Here is a 16,622-nt window from a genome sequence, read left to right as displayed (position 1 = left end):
AACCGCGAAGCGCAGGCGTACTTGGAACGGCGGCGCGCGGACGCACGACATAGACACGAGCAGAGACACAGGCGCGGCGCAGGCGAAGTCGCACCGCAGGGACGGACATGCGCAGGAAGCGGATACCCGAGCCACTCGACCAAGGAGCGAAGCGAAGCGCAGCACACCGATGCGAGGCACATACGAGAAGGCGCCATGTGGAAGCACGCCGGGCTCACAGGAGACACGAACGCGAACGAGGCGGAGACACACGGCGGAGAGAGGCGAGCCGCACGGCGGAGACGCACTACCGAGGTGTGAATGCGAAGCGAGGACACACCGGTGCCAGGTGCAAGTGCGAGGGGAAGCGCACGGCGCCGGCGCGAAACTCCACCATGGCGTCGCGTGTCGTTTCGGCCGGGATCTCGGCCCAAGGGTTGGCACTGGCACGTGCTGGCGGAAGAAGTGGCGATGCACGGCGGCGGTGCGGATGCGAAACGACGGCGCACCGTGCGAGGCGGACGTGCGACGGGAACGCATGGCTCGGACGCGAGCACGACCGCGAAGCGCAGGCGAAGACGCACCACCGGGACGTGTGCAGGAAGCGGATACCCGAGCCACTCGACCGAGGAGCGAAGCGAAGCGCGGCACACCAATGCGAGGCACACGTGGGAGGCGCCAGGTGGAAGCACGCCAGGGCCCGCAGAAAAGACACGAGCGCCAGCGAGGCGGAGACGCACACGGCAGAGAGGCGAGCCGCATGGCGGAGACGCACTACCGAGGTATGGATGCGAAGCGAGGACACACCGGTGCCAGGCGCAAGCGCGAGGGATGACGCACGGCGCTGACGCGAAACTCCACCATGGCACCGCCTGGCGTTTCGGCCGGGATCTCAATCGAGCCTCGCGCCAGCCGCCGCGGCGATCTCGGGACGGGAGCGCGAGGACGACCGGACGCGAGCGGAGACACGGGCGCGGAAGAAGCGGAGACGCACGGCGGCGCCGCACCCAGAGACGCGTGGGTAGCGCGGGACTCGGGCCCGCTCGGCCTGAGACGGGGACACTAAACGAAGGCGAATCGACGCGAGGCGCACCTGGGAGGCGCATGAGGAGACGCCGACGCTGTATCCGTCCCGGCCGCCGAGGCGAGGCGCGGGGCTCGCCACGAGGCGGAGACGCAGACCTCAAAAGCCGCAACAGGCGAGGGCGGGGACACACCCAAATGCAGGGAGAGGTGCGGGGCACAAGTCTGAAGCGGAGGCGCGAGACGGAGATGCTGACGCAAAGGCACGGGGAGCAACGACCTGAGAGACGGTCAACGCCCGTAACAAAGTCGCGCTGTCGAGGGTCACGCCTGTGCTTCGGCCGAGTCGCCGCTCGCCATCAGTACACCGGCGGCGATCGCGGCCAGGGCACCCGAGGCAGCATCCCCCAGACACGCGAAAGCGGGGCGGCCCCGAGAGGCGCCCCGCTTAGCGGCAGAACAGTGGAGGAGCAGTCAGGCGACCGGCCGCACCACGATCCGGCGGGCCGGCTCGACGCCCTCGGACTCGCTCTCGACGCCCGGGAGGGCGTTGATGACGTCGTGGACGCACTTGCGCTCGAAGGCGCTCATCGGCTCGAGTCTGACGGCCTCGCCATACTCCTTCACCTTCTCGGCGGCGTTCTTGGCGATCGCGCCGAGCTCCTTGCGGCGCAGGGCGCGGTAGCCGCCGACGTCGAGCAGGAGCCGGCTGGGGGAGCCCGTCTGCCGGAAGACCGCGAGGCGGCTCAGCTCCTGCAGCGCTTCGAGGGTGGCGCCGCGCTGGCCGACGAGCGCCTGGAGGCGGCGGCCGGAGCCGTCGCCGCCTTCGACGACCTCGACGACGGGGCGGCCGCTGACGACGAGCTCGTCGATGTCGCCGTCGTAGTCGAGGATGTCGAGGAGGCCCTCGACGTAGTCGGCCGCGATCTCGCTCTCCCGGAACAGGTCGGCCGCAGCTCGGCCGTTGCCGCCGGAAGCCGCGGGAGCGGCGTCGCCTTCGCCCTTGGGAGCGTCGGCGGCGTCAGCAGCTTCTCCAGCGTCGTCGCCGTCCTCGACCTCGTCGAGGTTGGCGTCCTGATCCAGAGCGTCGCCCTTGGTGCCGCGCGCGTCGAGATCACTGGTGGTGTCGGTCACGAAAACTCATCTCCGCTTGTTTGGGGCGCCGAGGCGCCGTCACAGGTCGTCGGTGAGGGGTGGTGGTGCACAGGGAGCGCCGCTCGCCGGTCCGAGGAGGGGTGGACCGGCGGGGTCACATCAACCCGTCGGCCGCTTCGCGGCGCCACCCTTCTTCGGGTTCTTCGGCTTGGCGCCGACCTTCGGGGCGAGCGCGTTGGCCTTCGCCTTGGCAGCGGCGGCCTCAGCCGCGGCGGCCTGCTGGGCGGCGGCCTCGTCCTTGGCCTTGCTGAGCAGTGCCCGGAAGCCACCGGCCGGCTTCGCCTCGGGCGCGCCCTTGGTCAGCGACGGGCCGCCCTTGCCACCCTTGTACGGCGTGGTGTTCGCGGTCGAGCTCGCCGGCGGCGGGTACTTGTGGAGCACCCAGTACTGCTGGCCGAGGGTGATGGCGTTGTTGGTGACCCAGTAGATGATGACGCCGATCGGGAAGTACCAGCCGGAGGTCAGCGTGAAGAACGGGATGCCGTAGAGCATGAACTTCTGGATCATGCGCTGCTGCGGGTCGGTGTTCCAGCCGGTCTTCATAATCATCTGACGCTGGGTCAGGTAGGTCGTCGTGATCATCAGGGCGACCAGGATGGCGGCGACGATTTTGACGGTGGTCGAGTTGGCCTCGATCTTCGACAGCTCGGCGGCGCTGCTGCTGAACTTCGCGACGATCGGGGCGTCGAACAGCCGGGCGTCGACGGCGCCCATGAACTCCGGGATGCTCCAGCCATACAGCTGCATCTGGTGGTCCGAGGTGCCGGGCTTCAGGTGGCGCAGGACGTGCAGCAGACCGATGAAGACAGGGATCTGGAGGAACATCGGAAGGCAGCCCATGAGCGGGTTGACCTTCTCCTCCTGATACAGCTTCATGACCTCCTTCTGGAGGGTCTCCCGGTCGCCCTTGTGCTTCTCCTGCAGCTCCTTCATCTTCGGCTGGATCGCCTGCATCGCGCGCTGCGACTTGATCTGCTTCACGAAGATCGGGAACAGCACGACGCGGACCGTGATCACCAGGAACACGATCGCGAGAACCCACTGCCAGTTGGTGCCGAGCGTGCGGTGGTCGGGCACGACCTTGTCCCACACGGTGTGCCAGAACAGCATCACCTGCGAGATCAGCCAGTAGATCCCGCCCATCAGCTTGCTAATCACGACACTGCTCCAGTCACGTCGACTCGGGCTCGGGCGAGGCTCCCCGGCGCGGTGGCACCGGATCGAACCCACCGGGGTGGAATGGGTGGCAGCGCAGCAGCCGCCAGATCGCGAGACCGATTCCCCGGATCGCGCCGTGAGTGCCGACCGCCTCCAGGGCATAAGCGCTGCACGACGGGTAGAACCGACAACGCGCCGGCAACGCCGGGCTTATCCAACGACGGTACGCGACGATGGGAGCGGCAACGACCCGGGCTCCGGCGTTCATCGACGTCCCTCCCGGCTTCGGGGACGGCGCGCGGCCGTCAACGCTGCCTCGAGATCACGGCCGAGGTCTTCGTAGCTTGCTGTCGCCGAGGCGGGGAGCGCCCGGACGACGACCATCGCGGTCGGCGGGAGGCCGGCCAGGTGCGGGCGGACCAGGTGCCGGAGACGGCGCTTCACCATGTTACGAACGACCGCGTTGCCGACGGCCTTGGACACGACGAAGCCGGCACGCGGCGGGAGAACGTCGACCGGCGGAGAAGGCTCGGGGACGGCGGCATGGTCCGACGGCCGATCATCCGATGCGCCGGCATCCGAACCGCCAGAACCTGAAGCACCGGCGACCGAGTGCCCGGCGCCGTCGGCAGACACGACGAAGCCGGCGCGTGCAGATGATTGATCTGCTGGCGCCGGCTCGACAGTCGACTGCAGGAAATGCACCACGAGGGCTCCGCGACCGGCGCGGCGACCGTTGCGAATGGTGGCGGCGAAGTCTTCACGCCGCCGCAGACGCTGAGCGGCCGCCAGCACGCTGCCTCCGGAGGGCCCGCGTCGGCTCAGGCCGAGCCGGCCGCCAGGCGGTCGCGCCCCTTGGCGCGGCGCGCCGAAAGGATCGCACGGCCGGCACGGGTGCGCATGCGCAGCCGGAAACCGTGGGTCTTCGCGCGCCGGCGGTTGTTCGGCTGGAAGGTGCGCTTGCTCACGTCGGGCTCCGTCTTCGTAGCGGCGTAGGGCTGGTCACTGGAGTTTATCAGGGAAACCTTCTCCAGCCGAACCAGGGTACGCGCGGCCCTACAGACCGTCAACGATGCCTCGAAACGGCCCGAAATCCACAGGCTACTTGTGGACAACGGTTGAGTGGTTGTGGACAACGCTGTTAACGTGCCCGGTTGCCGGTAGACACCGCGACGACCGGCGACGGGACACAAAGGACTTTCCGCTACCAATCGGATGCGCCGCAGGGGGCATGGCACCGCATCCGACCTGCACAACCTCTCAGAACCGGTCGGGACACCGCCAGGTTGACACGGGGCAAGAGGGAATCAGGACGATCCGTCCACGGCACATGACTCGTTGATACACAGGTTGTGGAAAACCTGTGGACAATGGGGCCGGGGCGGGCGGAACTTCCGGCGCACGGTCCACTCGCGGTGGGGGGCGACGATGGGGGTGCGCGAACGGTGACTGACACCGACCTCGCAGCGGTGTGGCATGCCGCGACGGACGAGCTCGCAGACGAGATCGTCTCGGCGCAGCAGCGTGCCTATCTGCGGCTGACGAGGCTACGGGCCATCGTCGAGGACACCGCGCTGCTCTCCGTGCCTGACGCCTTCACCCGTGACGTCATCGAGTCGCGCCTGCGTCCGGTCATCACCGAGGCGCTGTCCAGGCTGCTCGGCCGGGCGATCCAGGTCGCCGTGACGGTCCGCCCGCCGGAGGACGCGCCGCCGCTGCCCGCGCCGTCCGCGTCGCACTGGTCCAACGGCACCGCCGGGCAGCTCGTCGAGCCGGCGTCCGCGCCGCCGTTCCGCGACCAGGACCAGCCGCCGTACCAGGGCCCGGGACTGAGCCGGCCGCAGTATCAGCAGCCGTCGCCGCCCGTGCATGAGCAGCAGGAGCAGCAAAGGCCGGCCGCGCGGGAAGGCAGCGACCGCCTCTTCGACCTGCCGACCGAGCCCACCTGGACACCACCGGAGCGCACCGAACACTCCGGCACCGCGTTCGAGGCCGCCCGCGACGAACGGCTGCGCCGCTCACCGCAGCAGGACGAGGAGCCGCTGCCGCCGCGCCCGCCGTCGAGCCCGGGCACCGGCCGCGACGACCGGCGCAGCGCGCAGACCCCCGCGGGCGACTCGGCCGGCAACCGGCTGAACCCGAAGTACACCTTCGAGACCTTCGTCATCGGATCCTCGAACCGCTTCGCGCACGCCGCGTCGGTCGCCGTCGCCGAGTCGCCGGCCAAGGCCTACAACCCGCTGTTCATCTACGGCGACTCCGGGCTGGGCAAGACGCACCTGCTGCATGCGATCGGCCAGTACGCCACGATGCTCGGCAATGCCCGTTTCGTGCGGTACGTGTCGACCGAGGAGTTCACCAACGACTTCATCAACTCGCTGCGGGACGACAAGACGCAGGCGTTCCAGCGGCGGTACCGCGATGTCGACATCCTCCTGATCGACGACATCCAGTTCCTGGAGACGCGGGAGCGCACGCAGGAGGAGTTCTTCCACACCTTCAACACGCTCCACAACGCCAACAAGCAGATCGTGATCAGCTCCGACCGCTCGCCGCGGCAGCTGGCGACCCTCGAGGACCGCCTGCGGACCCGGTTCGAGTGGGGGCTGCTCGCCGACATCCAGCCGCCGGACCTCGAGACGCGTATCGCGATCCTGCAGAAGAAGGCGGCGCAGGAGCGGCTGTTCGCGCCGCCGGACGTGCTGGAGTTCATCGCGTCGCGGGTGGCGTCGTCGATCCGCGAGCTGGAGGGCGCACTCATCCGCGTCACCGCGTTCGCCAACCTGACCCGCGCCCCGGTCGAGCTGGGTCTCGCCGAGGAGGTGCTGCGTGACTTCATCCCGGACGGCTCCGGGCCGGAGATCACCGCGGACCAGATCATGGCGTCGACCGCGGACTACTTCGGCGTCAGCCTGGAGGACCTGCGCGGGCACAGCCGGTCCCGGGTGCTCGTCAACGCGCGTCAGGTCGCCATGTATCTGTGTCGCGAGCTGACCGACCTGTCCCTGCCGAGGATCGGCCAGGCGTTCGGCGGCCGCGACCACACCACCGTGATGCATGCCGACCGCAAGATCCGGCAGCAGATGGCGGAGCGGCGCTCGCTCTACAACCAGATCGCCGAGCTGACGAACCGCATCAAGCAGACGACGTAGCGGCGCACCGCCAGGCAAGAGGGTCGGTCATCCGGCCCTCTTTTTGCGTCTTCGGCAGGTGTACGACCAACGCCCGGCTCCCTGTGGACGAGCCAAACGTGAGTCTTGCTCATCAACGGCATGTGGATATCGCTGTAGGAAGCGCCCCCAGGGCCGGTCGATTTATGCGGGTATGTGCTATCCACCGCATTGTCCACAGCCTGTGGATAAAGTTAGGTTATCCACCGGTCCAGAGGCCTTCCGACCTGGGATCCGGGAGCTTATGGTCACATGTTGTCCACAGCCTATCCCCAGGATGTCCACAACTTGTGCGCATATACCCCCGAGGGGTTTGTCCGAGTTATCCACAGAAGTTGTCCACATACTCTGTGGATAACTTCGCATATGCCATTTCTTCGTCACGTTGGGTGCCTGTTCCATTACAAGTCACCGAGTGACTACTGATTGTGCACAGCCGTCGTCCACAGTCTGTGGATAACCCCTGGGGAGAAGCTGTGGAAGACGTGTGGGCATATCCGAAGAGTGACTGCAGAAACGACGGAACGTGAGCAGCGCTCGGGACGAGTTATCCCCAGATGGTGGACGAACCCTGTGGATTACCGGTGGATAGCCGGTGGACAACGCCTGTGGATGACGGGTTGTCCACAATCCACAACCTTGTACACACCGGGTTATACACAGTCCATACCCAGAGACATAAGCGCTCTGAGCTGCTAAAACGCGGGTTGTCCACAGAATCCACAACACCTATGACTACGAAGTAAATCTCTTTAAAAGAGAGAAAAAAGCAATCACCAGCGTGGGGATAAGTTCTTGGCTTGAAATTTGGTGGGGTCGGTGCACGGCACCGCCGCGCAAGCCCTAAGGTTCGATGCACAGCACCACGCTTGAGACGAGACGACGCGGGAGGACCGCGATGAAGTTCCGAGTCGAGCGCGACGCGCTCGCCGATGCCGTCGCCTGGACAGCCAAGAGCCTGCCCAGCCGCCCTTCTGTGCCGGTGCTTGCCGGTGTTCTGCTCAGAGTCGGTGACGGCCGCCTGCAGGTGTCCGGCTTCGACTACGAGGTGTCCAGCCAGGTGACCGTCGAGGTCCAGGCCGACGCCGACGGCGCGACGCTCGTCTCCGGGCGGCTGCTCGCCGAAATCACCAAGTCGCTGCCGAACAAGCCCGTCGACGTCGCAGCCGTCGGGTCGCACGTCGAGATCACCTGTGGCAGCGCCCGCTTCACCCTGCCGACGATGCCCGTCGAGGACTATCCGACGCTGCCGGAGATGCCCGAGCTGGCCGGCACCGTCGACGCGGCCACCTTCGCCGGTGCCGTGTCGCAGGTGGCGATCGCCGCCGGCCGCGACGACACCCTGCCGATGTTGACCGGTGTCCGGGTCGAGCTGGAGGGCACCAAGCTGACGCTGCTCGCCACCGACCGCTACCGGCTGGCCGTGCGGGAGCTCGAGTGGCGCCCCGACGAGCCCGACGTGAGCCTCGCGGCGCTCGTCCCGGCGCGGACCCTCGACGACACCGCCAAGACGCTCGGGCCGATCGGTGGCTCGGTGTCGGTCGCGCTGTCGCGGGGCAAGCTCGGCGAGGGGATGATCGGCTTCGCCGGCGGCACCCGGCGCACCACGTCCCGGCTGCTCGACGGCGACTTCCCCAAGGTGCGGGCGCTGCTGCCCGACACGCACAACGCACAGGCCCGCATCCGGGTCTCCGCGCTCAACGAGGTGGTGCGGCGCGTCGGCCTGGTCGCCGAGCGGTCCACCCCGGTGCGGCTGTCCTTCAGCGCCGACGGTCTCGTGGTCGAGGCCAGCGGCAGCGAGGACGCGCGGGCGAGCGAGGCGATGGACTGCACCTATGAGGGCGAGCCGATGACCATCGCGTTCAACCACCAGTATCTGCTGGACGGGCTGAAGGCGCTGGACGCTCCGATCGCCGTGCTCTCGTTCACTGACCCGAAGAAGCCTGCGGTCATGTCCCCGGCCAAGGATGATGGAGAAATCATCCCTGGGTACTGGTACTTGATCATGCCGGTTCGCATCGGCAGCTGAGTTTCGGAGGCACCAGAAATGCAGCTCGGTCTCATCGGCTTGGGTCGGATGGGCTTCAACATGCGCGAGCGGCTGCGGGCCGCCGGGCACGAGGTCATCGGCTACGACCACCACCCTGACGTCACCGACGTGTCGTCGCTCAAAGAGCTGGTCGAGAAGCTCGCCGCGCCCCGCGTGGTCTGGATCATGGTCCCGGTGCAGTTCACCGAGCCGACGATCGACGAGCTCGCCGGGCTGCTGTCCGAGGGCGACATCGTCATCGACGGAGGCAACTCCCGCTTCAGCAACGACCGCCCCCGGGCGGAGCGGCTCGCGACGCAGGGCCTCGGCTACCTCGACGTCGGCGTGTCCGGCGGTGTCTGGGGCCGGACCAACGGCTATGCCCTGATGGTCGGTGGCGACAAGAAGCACGTCGAGCACTGCATGCCGATCTTCCAGGGGCTCAAGCCCGATGGCGAGTTCGGCTTCGCGCACGCCGGCGGCGTCGGTGCCGGCCACTACGCGAAGATGGTCCACAACGGTATCGAGTACGGCATGATGCACGCCTATGCCGAAGGCTACGAGCTGCTCGAGGCCTCCGAATACGTCGACAACATCCCCGAGGTGTTCAAGTCGTGGCGGGCCGGCTCCGTCGTCCAGTCGTGGCTGCTGGACCTGATGGACCGGGCGCTGGATGAGGACCCCAACCTCGACGGGCTGCGCGGCTATGCCGACGACACCGGCGAGGGCCGCTGGACGGTCGAGGAGGCCATCCGGCTCGCCGTGCCGATGAACGTGATCGCGGCGTCGCTGTTCGCGCGGTTCGCGTCGCGGCAGGACGACTCGCCCGCGATGAAGGCCGTTGCCGCGCTGCGCAACCAGTTCGGCGGCCACGCGGTCAAGAAGGGCTGAGTTTGTACGTCCGGGGTCTCGAGCTCGTCGACTTCCGCAGCTACGAGCGGGTCGTCGTCGAGTTCGGGCCCGGGGCGTGCGTGCTCGTCGGCGCCAACGGCGTCGGCAAGACCAACCTGGTCGAGGCCCTCGCGTATGTGGCGAGCCTCGAATCGCACCGGGTCGCCACCGACGCTCCGCTGGTCCGCTTCGGCGCGACCCGTGCGGTGGTCCGCTGCGCGATCGTCCACGACGAGCGCGAGCTGCTCGTCGAGCTGTCGATCGAGCCCGGCAAGGCCAACAAGGCACGACTGGGCCGGTCGCCGGTGGCTCGTACCCGCGACATCCTCGGCGCGTTGAAGCTGGTGCTCTTCGCTCCGGAGGATCTGTCGCTGATCCGCGGTGATCCCGGTGAGCGGCGCCGGATGCTCGACGAGCTTCTCGTGACCCGGCAGCCGCGGTTCGCCGGCGTGCGCTCCGACTACGACCGGGTGCTCAAGCAGCGCAACGCCCTGCTGCGCAGCGCCTATCTGGCCCGCAAGACCGGAGGTAGCCGCGGCGGGGACCTGTCGACGCTGGACGTCTGGGACACGCACCTCGCCCAGCACGGCGCCCAGCTGGTCCGGGCCCGGCTCGACCTCGTCGCCGCGCTCACGCCGCACGTGGCGAAGGCGTATGCGGCGGTCAGCGCCAGCCGGTCCGACGCGCGCATCGCCTACAGCCCGTCGTTCCCTGTGCCGGCGGCGTCGTCGGCACAGGCGGATCTCGAGCAGGCGCTGCTGGCTGCCCTCGGCGAATCCCGCAAGCAGGAGATCGAGCGCGGGGTGACGCTGGTCGGGCCGCACCGCGACGAGCTGACCCTGACGCTCGGCGAGCTGCCCGCGAAGGGGTATGCCAGCCACGGCGAGTCCTGGTCGTATGCGCTCGCGCTGCGGCTGGCGGCCTACGATCTGCTGCGGGACGACGGCGTGGAGCCGGTCCTGGTGCTGGACGACGTGTTCGCCGAGCTCGACGTGGGCCGGCGGGAGCGGCTCGCCGAGCTGGTGGGTGACGCGAGCCAGGTCATCGTGACGTGCGCGGTCGACGACGACGTGCCGCGGGCGCTGCGCGGCGCACGGTATGAGGTGGGCGGGGGCGAGGTGCGACGTGGCTGACGACAGTCCACGCGGCGGCGGCGGTACGGCCGGCGGCGCCTCTGCGGGCGGCGGTGCTTCGCCCGGTGCCGGTGCCTCGTCCGGCGGGCCCGAGAAGACCGGGCCGGAGCTGGCGCGGGCCGCGGTCGAGGCGGCCCTCGCGAAACGGAAGGCGGCGCCGCGCCGCAAAGCCGTCGGCGAACCTGGCGATTCGCGGCGGCGCCGGGGGTACACCGGCCCAGGACCGGACCCGAGAGATCCACAGCCTTTCGGCTCGCTGCTCGAACGGATCATGAAGGCGCGAGGCTGGCAACGCCCGACCGCCGAGGCGACCGTGTTCGGCGAGTGGGAGCGGGTCGTCGGCGCCGACGTAGCGGCGCACTGCCGCCCGATCAAGCTGGAGGACGGCGAGCTGACCGTCGAGGCCGAGTCGACCGCGTGGGCGACCCAGCTGCGGATGCTCACCAGCCGGCTGCTCGCCCGGATTGCGGGTGAGGTAGGTCACAACGTCGTCAAGAAGCTGCACATCCAGGGTCCGAGCAAGCCGTCCTGGAGCCGCGGCCCCCTTCGCGTGCGCGGGCGGGGCCCGCGCGACACGTACGGCTGAGCTCTAGAAGTCGGCGTAGACGGCGAAGCCGCGGTTGGCGCAGCGGCGGTAGAACTTCGCGAGCACGTCGACCTCGGCGATCGTGTAGCTCCACTGCGGCGCGTTGCCGGTGTCGTCGCGCAGCGCGTCGAGGCGGCTCTGCAGCCACCGCAACTGCTGCTCGGCCAGCCGGGAGCCCTCCAGGGCCCGGCGCAGCACGGTGCTCACCGTCTCGAACGTGATCTCGTCGCCGAACTCCTGGTGCCCGTTGACGAAGCGCTCCAGGCCGCCGGCGATCCAGGCGCAGTCGTCCGGGCTGATCACCGGATCCTCGTCCTCGGCGGCCGCGTCCGTGGCGAACAGCACACCGTTGAGCCCGAAGAGCAGGTCGACCAGCTCTGTATATCCGGTGACGCGCACAGTGCCGGTCTTCGCCACATGGTCCGCCAGCGCGGCCGCCGGCCCGGCGTGCAGCGGCAGCTTCTCGGCGAGCCCGGCGAAGTCGACGAACTCGGCCGGCGCCACCGGGTCGTAAAACCGGCCGGTGCGCGGCCACTGCACGGCGACGTTGTCCAAACCCATCGCGGAACCCTCGCTCTCACACACTCACCCCGCCCCGCGGCGGGGAACATACGGCACGAACGGCCGCTCGCGCGACCCCCGCAGGTGCCGAACCCGGTGACAGCCTCGCGGCGCTCGCCGTGCCGCCCATCATCGCCCGCCCGGACCCCTTCCGCGTAGGGGGACCTTCGCCCCGTACCGTTCGGGCCGCTACGAGGACTACAGGCGCCGTCCCGATGCGAAAATGTCGCACGGGCACAGTAGGATTGCCGCAAGAGCGAAGGCTCTGAGAACCAGCCGACACATCCCGCGTGCACGCGTCCGCGGTGTCGGCCCGCCGGAGGTCACGGCGCCCGCTCGGCGGGGCGCAGGCCACCGGCGTGCCTGCACCCGCGACCGTAGTGCCCGCACGACTCCGCACGAGACCCGGGGCGCCGAGCGCGCGGCCGGCCAGTGCGAGAAAGCGACCGAGGGTGGCAGAAAACAAGCCCGAAAAGTCCTACGACTCCTCATCGATCACAGTGCTCGAGGGGCTCGAGGCGGTCCGCAAGCGCCCAGGCATGTATATCGGCTCGACCGGCGAGCGTGGCCTGCACCACCTGGTGTGGGAGGTTGTGGACAACGCCGTCGACGAGGCACTGGCGGGCTTCTGCGACAACATCGAGGTCACGCTGCTCGACGGTGGCGGCGTGCGGGTCGTGGACAACGGTCGTGGCATCCCTGTCGACATGCACCCCAAGGAGAAGCGGCCGACGGTCGAGGTCGTCCTCACGGTGCTGCACGCCGGCGGCAAGTTCGACGGTCAGGCCTATGCGGTCTCCGGTGGTCTGCACGGCGTCGGCATCTCGGTCGTCAACGCGCTGTCCACGCGGATCGACCTGGTGATCCACAAGGACGGGCACGTCTGGCGCCAGACCTATCGCAACTCGGTGCCCGAGCCGCTGCAGAAGGGCGAGGAGACCGACCGCACCGGCACCAGCGTGACGTTCTTCCCCGACGACGCGATCTTCGAGACCCTCGAGTTCAACTACGAGACGGTCTATCGGCGCATCCAGGAATATGCCTTCCTCAACCGTGGCCTGCGGATCGAGCTGCGCGACGAGCGCGCCGACGCCCCGGAAGAGAAGAAGGAGGTCGTCTTCTGCTACGAGAACGGCATCGCTGACTTCGTCCGCCACCTCAACGCGACGAAGACGCCGATCCACCGCTCGGTGGTGGAGTTCGGCTCAGACGGCGAGGGCATCTCCGTCGAGATCGCCATGCAGTGGAACGAGTCGTATGGCGAGAGCGTCTACACGTTCGCCAACACGATCAACACGCATGAGGGCGGCACCCACGAGGAGGGCTTCCGTAGCGCCCTGACCTCCGTGGTGAACAAGTACGGTGCGGACAAGAAGCTGCTCAAGGGCGACGAGAAGCTCACCGGCGAGGACATCCGCGAGGGCCTGGCGGCGATCATCTCGATCAAGCTGCGGGAGCCGCAGTTCGAGGGGCAGACGAAGACCAAGCTCGGCAACACCGAGGCCCGCAGCTTCGTGCAGAAGGTGTGCAACGAGTGGCTGGTCGACTGGTTCGACCGCAACCCGGCCGAGGTCAAGACCATCATCACCAAGGCGTCGCAGGCCGCCAGGGCGCGGCTCGCCGCCTCGCAGGCGCGCAAGCTGGCCCGCCGCAAGTCGCTGCTGGAGTCGGGCTCGATGCCCGGCAAGCTGGCCGACTGCCAGTCCAACGACCCCCGGGTCTCGGAGCTGTTCATCGTCGAGGGCGACTCCGCCGGCGGCTCGGCCAAGCAGGGGCGTGACCCGCGGGTCCAGGCGATCCTGCCGATCCGCGGCAAGATCCTCAACGTCGAGAAGGCGCGCATCGACCGCGTCCTCAAGAACAACGAGGTCCAGGCGCTGATCACGGCGCTCGGCACCGGCATCCACGACGAGTTCGACATCGAGAAGCTGCGCTACCACAAGCTGATCCTGATGGCCGACGCCGACGTCGACGGCCAGCACATCCAGACGCTGCTGCTGACCCTGGTGTTCCGGTTCATGCGTCCGCTGATCGAGCTCGGCCACGTCTATCTCGCCGCGCCGCCGCTGTACAAGATCAAGTGGAACAAAAAGGGCGATGACGCGCAGTATGCGTACACCGACCGCGAGCGCGACGGCTTGATCCAGCTGCGCCAGCAGAGCAAGCCCAACGCGAAGCCCGACGACATCCAGCGGTTCAAGGGTCTGGGTGAGATGAACTACCCCGAGCTGTGGGAAACGACCATGAACCCGGCGACCCGCATGCTCCGTCAGGTGACATTGGACGACGCTGCAACCGCAGACGAGCTCTTCAGCGTCCTGATGGGCGAAGACGTGGAAGCACGCCGCTCGTTCATCCAGCGAAACGCTAAAGACGTCCGGTTCCTCGACATCTGACCGTCGATACTGAGAAAAGGGATAAAGAGTGACGGAACCGACTTCCACTCCGGAGACCCCCGACGAGAGTGGTTCAGCGGTCGCGAGCCGGATCGAGCCCATCGGCATCGAAGTCGAGATGCAGCGGTCCTACCTCGACTATGCGATGAGCGTCATCGTCGGGCGTGCGCTGCCGGATGTGCGTGACGGCCTCAAACCGGTCCACCGCAAGATCCTCTATGCGATGTATGACGGCGGCTACCGCCCCGACCGCGGCTACGTGAAATGCGCCCGCGTCGTCGGCGACGTGATGGGTAACTACCACCCGCACGGCGACGCCTCGATCTACGACGCCATGGTCCGCATGGCGCAGAACTGGTCGCTGCGCTACCCGCTGATCGACGGCAACGGCAACTTCGGCTCGCCGGGCAACGACCCCGCCGCCGCGATGCGGTACACGGAGGCGCGCCTCGACCCGCTCGCCATGGAGATGCTCCGGGACATCGACGAGGACACAGTCGACTTCCAGCCCAACTACGACGGCCGGGCCCAGGAGCCCACGATCCTGCCGTCGCGCATCCCCAACCTGCTCGTCAACGGCAGCACCGGCATCGCCGTCGGCATGGCGACCAACATCCCGCCGCACAACCTGCGGGAGATCGCCCAGGCCGTCCAGTGGTGCCTGGACAACCCCGAGGCCGGCGAGGAAGAGACGCTCGACGAGCTGATCAAGATCGTCAAGGGCCCCGACTTCCCGACCAAGGGCCTCATCGTCGGCACGTCCGCGATCATCGACGCCTACCGGACCGGCCGCGGCTCGATCCGCATGCGGGCCGTCGTCGAGGTCGAGGAGGACCCCCGCGGGCGGACCATCCTCGTCGTCACCGAGCTGCCCTATGCGGTCAACCCCGACAACCTGGCCGAGCGCATCGCCGACCTGGTCAAGGAGGGCAAGCTCGCCGGCATCGCCGACATCCGCGAGGAGTCCTCCGGCCGCACCGGCATGCGCCTGGTGATCGTGCTCAAGCGTGACGCGGTCGCCAAGGTCGTGCTCAACAACCTGTACAAGCACACGCAGCTGCAGGAGACGTTCGGCGCCAACATGCTGGCGCTGGTCGACGGCGTGCCCCGCACGCTCAACCTCGCGCAGTTCGTGCGGCACTACGTCACGCACCAGATCGAGGTCATCGTCCGGCGCACCGCGTACCGGCTGCGCAAGGCCGAAGAGCGGGCCCACATCCTGCGGGGTCTGGTCAAGGCGCTCGACATGCTCGACGAGGTCATCGCACTCATCCGGCGCTCCCCCAGCGCCGAGGAGTCGAAGAACGGCCTCATGAACCTCCTGGACATCGACGACATCCAGGCGACCGCCATCCTCGACATGCAGCTGCGCCGGCTCGCCGCACTGGAGCGCCAGCGCATCTTCGACGAGCTGGCGAAGATCGAGATCGAGATCGCGGACTACAAGGACATCCTGGCGACGCCGGAGCGGCAGCGGCAGATCATCTCCGAGGAGCTCGCCGAGATCGTGGCCCGCCGCGGCGACGAGCGGCGGACCCAGATCATCCCGTTCGACGGCGAGGTCTCCATGGAGGACCTCATCGCGCGCGAGGACGTCGTGGTCACGATCACGCGCACCGGCTACGCGAAGCGCACCAAGGTCGACCTGTACCGCTCGCAGAAGCGCGGCGGGAAGGGCGTCTCCGGCGCGACCCTGCGGCAGGACGACATCGTCAGCCACTTCTTCGTGTGCTCCACGCACGACTGGATGCTGTTCTTCACGAACAAGGGCCGCGTCTACCGGGCGAAGGCCTACGAACTGCCAGAGGCGAGCCGGGTCGCGAAGGGTCAGCACGTCGCCAACCTGCTGGCGTTCCAGCCCGAAGAGCACATCGCCCAGGTCATCGAGATCCCGAACTACCAGGTGTCGCCATACCTGGTGCTCGCCACCAAGGACGGTCTGGTCAAGAAGACCAAGCTGGAGGAGTTCGACTCCAACCGGTCCGGCGGGATCATCGGCATCAACCTGCGCGACGAGGACGAGCTCGTCGGCGCCGCGCTGCTCGGCCCCGAGGACGACCTTCTCCTGGTCAGCAAGCAGGCGCAGGCGATCCGCTTCACCGCCAACGACGACACCTTGCGCCCCATGGGACGCGCGACGTCGGGGGTGATCGGCATGCGCTTCGCCGAGGGTGATGAACTGCTGGCGATGGAAGTTGTGCGCGAAGGGATGGACCTGGACGTCTTGGTCGCCACCGACGGTGGTTTTGCCAAGCGGACGCCCATCGAGGAATATCCGGTGCAAGGACGCGGCGGCAAGGGCGTCCTCACCGCTAAAATCACGTCTCGGCGCGGCGGCCTGGTGGGCGCCGTGGTGATTGATCCGGATGATGAGCTCTTCGCCATCACCTCAAATGGTGGCGTGATCCGGACTCCGGTGAAGCCTGTACGACGCACGCGGGATCGGAACACAATGGGGGTCAAGCTCATGGACCTGCCGGAGGGTGTGACCATCGTCGCGATCGCCCGTAACGCCGATGAGCCCGACGAACAGGACTAGTT

12 protein-coding genes and 1 pseudogene are annotated in these 16,622 nt (G+C 68.0%); 7 read left to right on the top strand and 6 right to left on the bottom strand.

What is annotated here, in order from left to right; translation table 11 throughout:
• Nucleotides 1-1,476: 1,476 nt before the first annotated feature.
• The 5 genes and pseudogenes from ACZ6TV_RS00400 to rpmH form a co-directional block, all read right to left on the bottom strand.
• Nucleotides 1,477-2,136: a Jag family protein gene (locus ACZ6TV_RS00400; RefSeq protein WP_465293740.1), complete on the bottom strand. Its 660-nt coding sequence runs from the start codon at nucleotides 2,134-2,136 to the stop codon at nucleotides 1,477-1,479.
• Between the two features lie 120 nt (nucleotides 2,137-2,256).
• Nucleotides 2,257-3,300, bottom strand: a complete 1,044-nt coding sequence (gene yidC, locus ACZ6TV_RS00395; RefSeq protein ID WP_465294862.1) for a membrane protein insertase YidC — start codon at nucleotides 3,298-3,300, stop codon at nucleotides 2,257-2,259.
• An 11-nt stretch (nucleotides 3,301-3,311) separates the two neighbouring features.
• Nucleotides 3,312-3,583: pseudogene (gene yidD / locus ACZ6TV_RS00390) on the bottom strand (membrane protein insertion efficiency factor YidD).
• Nucleotides 3,580-4,110, bottom strand: a complete 531-nt coding sequence (rnpA, locus tag ACZ6TV_RS00385) for a ribonuclease P protein component (protein WP_465293738.1) — start codon at nucleotides 4,108-4,110, stop codon at nucleotides 3,580-3,582. Before rnpA ends, yidD begins: the two are co-directional and overlap by 4 nt.
• A gap of 26 nt (nucleotides 4,111-4,136) precedes the next feature.
• On the bottom strand, nucleotides 4,137-4,283 hold the full coding sequence (gene rpmH, locus ACZ6TV_RS00380) for a 50S ribosomal protein L34 (protein WP_465293736.1): 147 nt from the start codon (nucleotides 4,281-4,283) through the stop codon (nucleotides 4,137-4,139).
• Nucleotides 4,284-4,760: 477 nt separating this feature from the next.
• On the opposite strand from rpmH, the gene dnaA reads away from it, so the two are divergent.
• From dnaA to ACZ6TV_RS00355, 5 genes are all read left to right on the top strand, one after another.
• On the top strand, nucleotides 4,761-6,467 hold the full coding sequence (gene dnaA / locus ACZ6TV_RS00375) for a chromosomal replication initiator protein DnaA (protein WP_465293734.1): 1,707 nt from the start codon (nucleotides 4,761-4,763) through the stop codon (nucleotides 6,465-6,467).
• Between the two features lie 916 nt (nucleotides 6,468-7,383).
• On the top strand, nucleotides 7,384-8,514 hold the full coding sequence (gene dnaN / locus ACZ6TV_RS00370; protein ID WP_465293732.1) for a DNA polymerase III subunit beta: 1,131 nt from the start codon (nucleotides 7,384-7,386) through the stop codon (nucleotides 8,512-8,514).
• 18 nt (nucleotides 8,515-8,532) lie between these two features.
• Nucleotides 8,533-9,405: a phosphogluconate dehydrogenase (NAD(+)-dependent, decarboxylating) gene (gnd, locus tag ACZ6TV_RS00365; RefSeq protein WP_465293730.1), complete on the top strand. Its 873-nt coding sequence runs from the start codon at nucleotides 8,533-8,535 to the stop codon at nucleotides 9,403-9,405.
• 2 nt (nucleotides 9,406-9,407) lie between these two features.
• Nucleotides 9,408-10,538, top strand: coding sequence for a DNA replication/repair protein RecF (gene recF, locus ACZ6TV_RS00360; RefSeq protein WP_465293728.1), 1,131 nt, complete (start codon nucleotides 9,408-9,410; stop codon nucleotides 10,536-10,538).
• Nucleotides 10,531-11,124 carry a DciA family protein gene (locus ACZ6TV_RS00355; protein ID WP_465293726.1) on the top strand — a complete coding sequence of 198 codons (594 nt, stop codon included), beginning with the start codon at nucleotides 10,531-10,533 and terminating at the stop codon, nucleotides 11,122-11,124. The genes recF and ACZ6TV_RS00355 overlap by 8 nt, the downstream gene beginning before the upstream one ends.
• 3 nt (nucleotides 11,125-11,127) lie before the next feature.
• On the opposite strand, the gene ACZ6TV_RS00350 is transcribed toward ACZ6TV_RS00355, so the two are convergent.
• On the bottom strand, nucleotides 11,128-11,685 hold the full coding sequence (locus ACZ6TV_RS00350) for a hypothetical protein (RefSeq protein WP_354776951.1): 558 nt from the start codon (nucleotides 11,683-11,685) through the stop codon (nucleotides 11,128-11,130).
• Between the two features lie 452 nt (nucleotides 11,686-12,137).
• On the opposite strand from ACZ6TV_RS00350, the gene gyrB reads away from it, so the two are divergent.
• Together gyrB and gyrA are read left to right on the top strand one after the other, a co-directional pair.
• Nucleotides 12,138-14,081 carry a DNA topoisomerase (ATP-hydrolyzing) subunit B gene (gyrB, locus tag ACZ6TV_RS00345; RefSeq protein ID WP_465293724.1) on the top strand — a complete coding sequence of 648 codons (1,944 nt, stop codon included), beginning with the start codon at nucleotides 12,138-12,140 and terminating at the stop codon, nucleotides 14,079-14,081.
• Between the two features lie 28 nt (nucleotides 14,082-14,109).
• A complete protein-coding gene (gyrA, locus tag ACZ6TV_RS00340) occupies nucleotides 14,110-16,620 on the top strand; it encodes a DNA gyrase subunit A (RefSeq protein WP_465293722.1) in 2,511 nt (836 codons plus the stop codon).
• The last annotated feature ends 2 nt before the right edge of the window (nucleotides 16,621-16,622 follow it).

Source organism: Dactylosporangium sp. NPDC051087, assembly GCF_055586325.1.
This window is presented reverse-complemented; position numbering and strand designations above follow the sequence as displayed.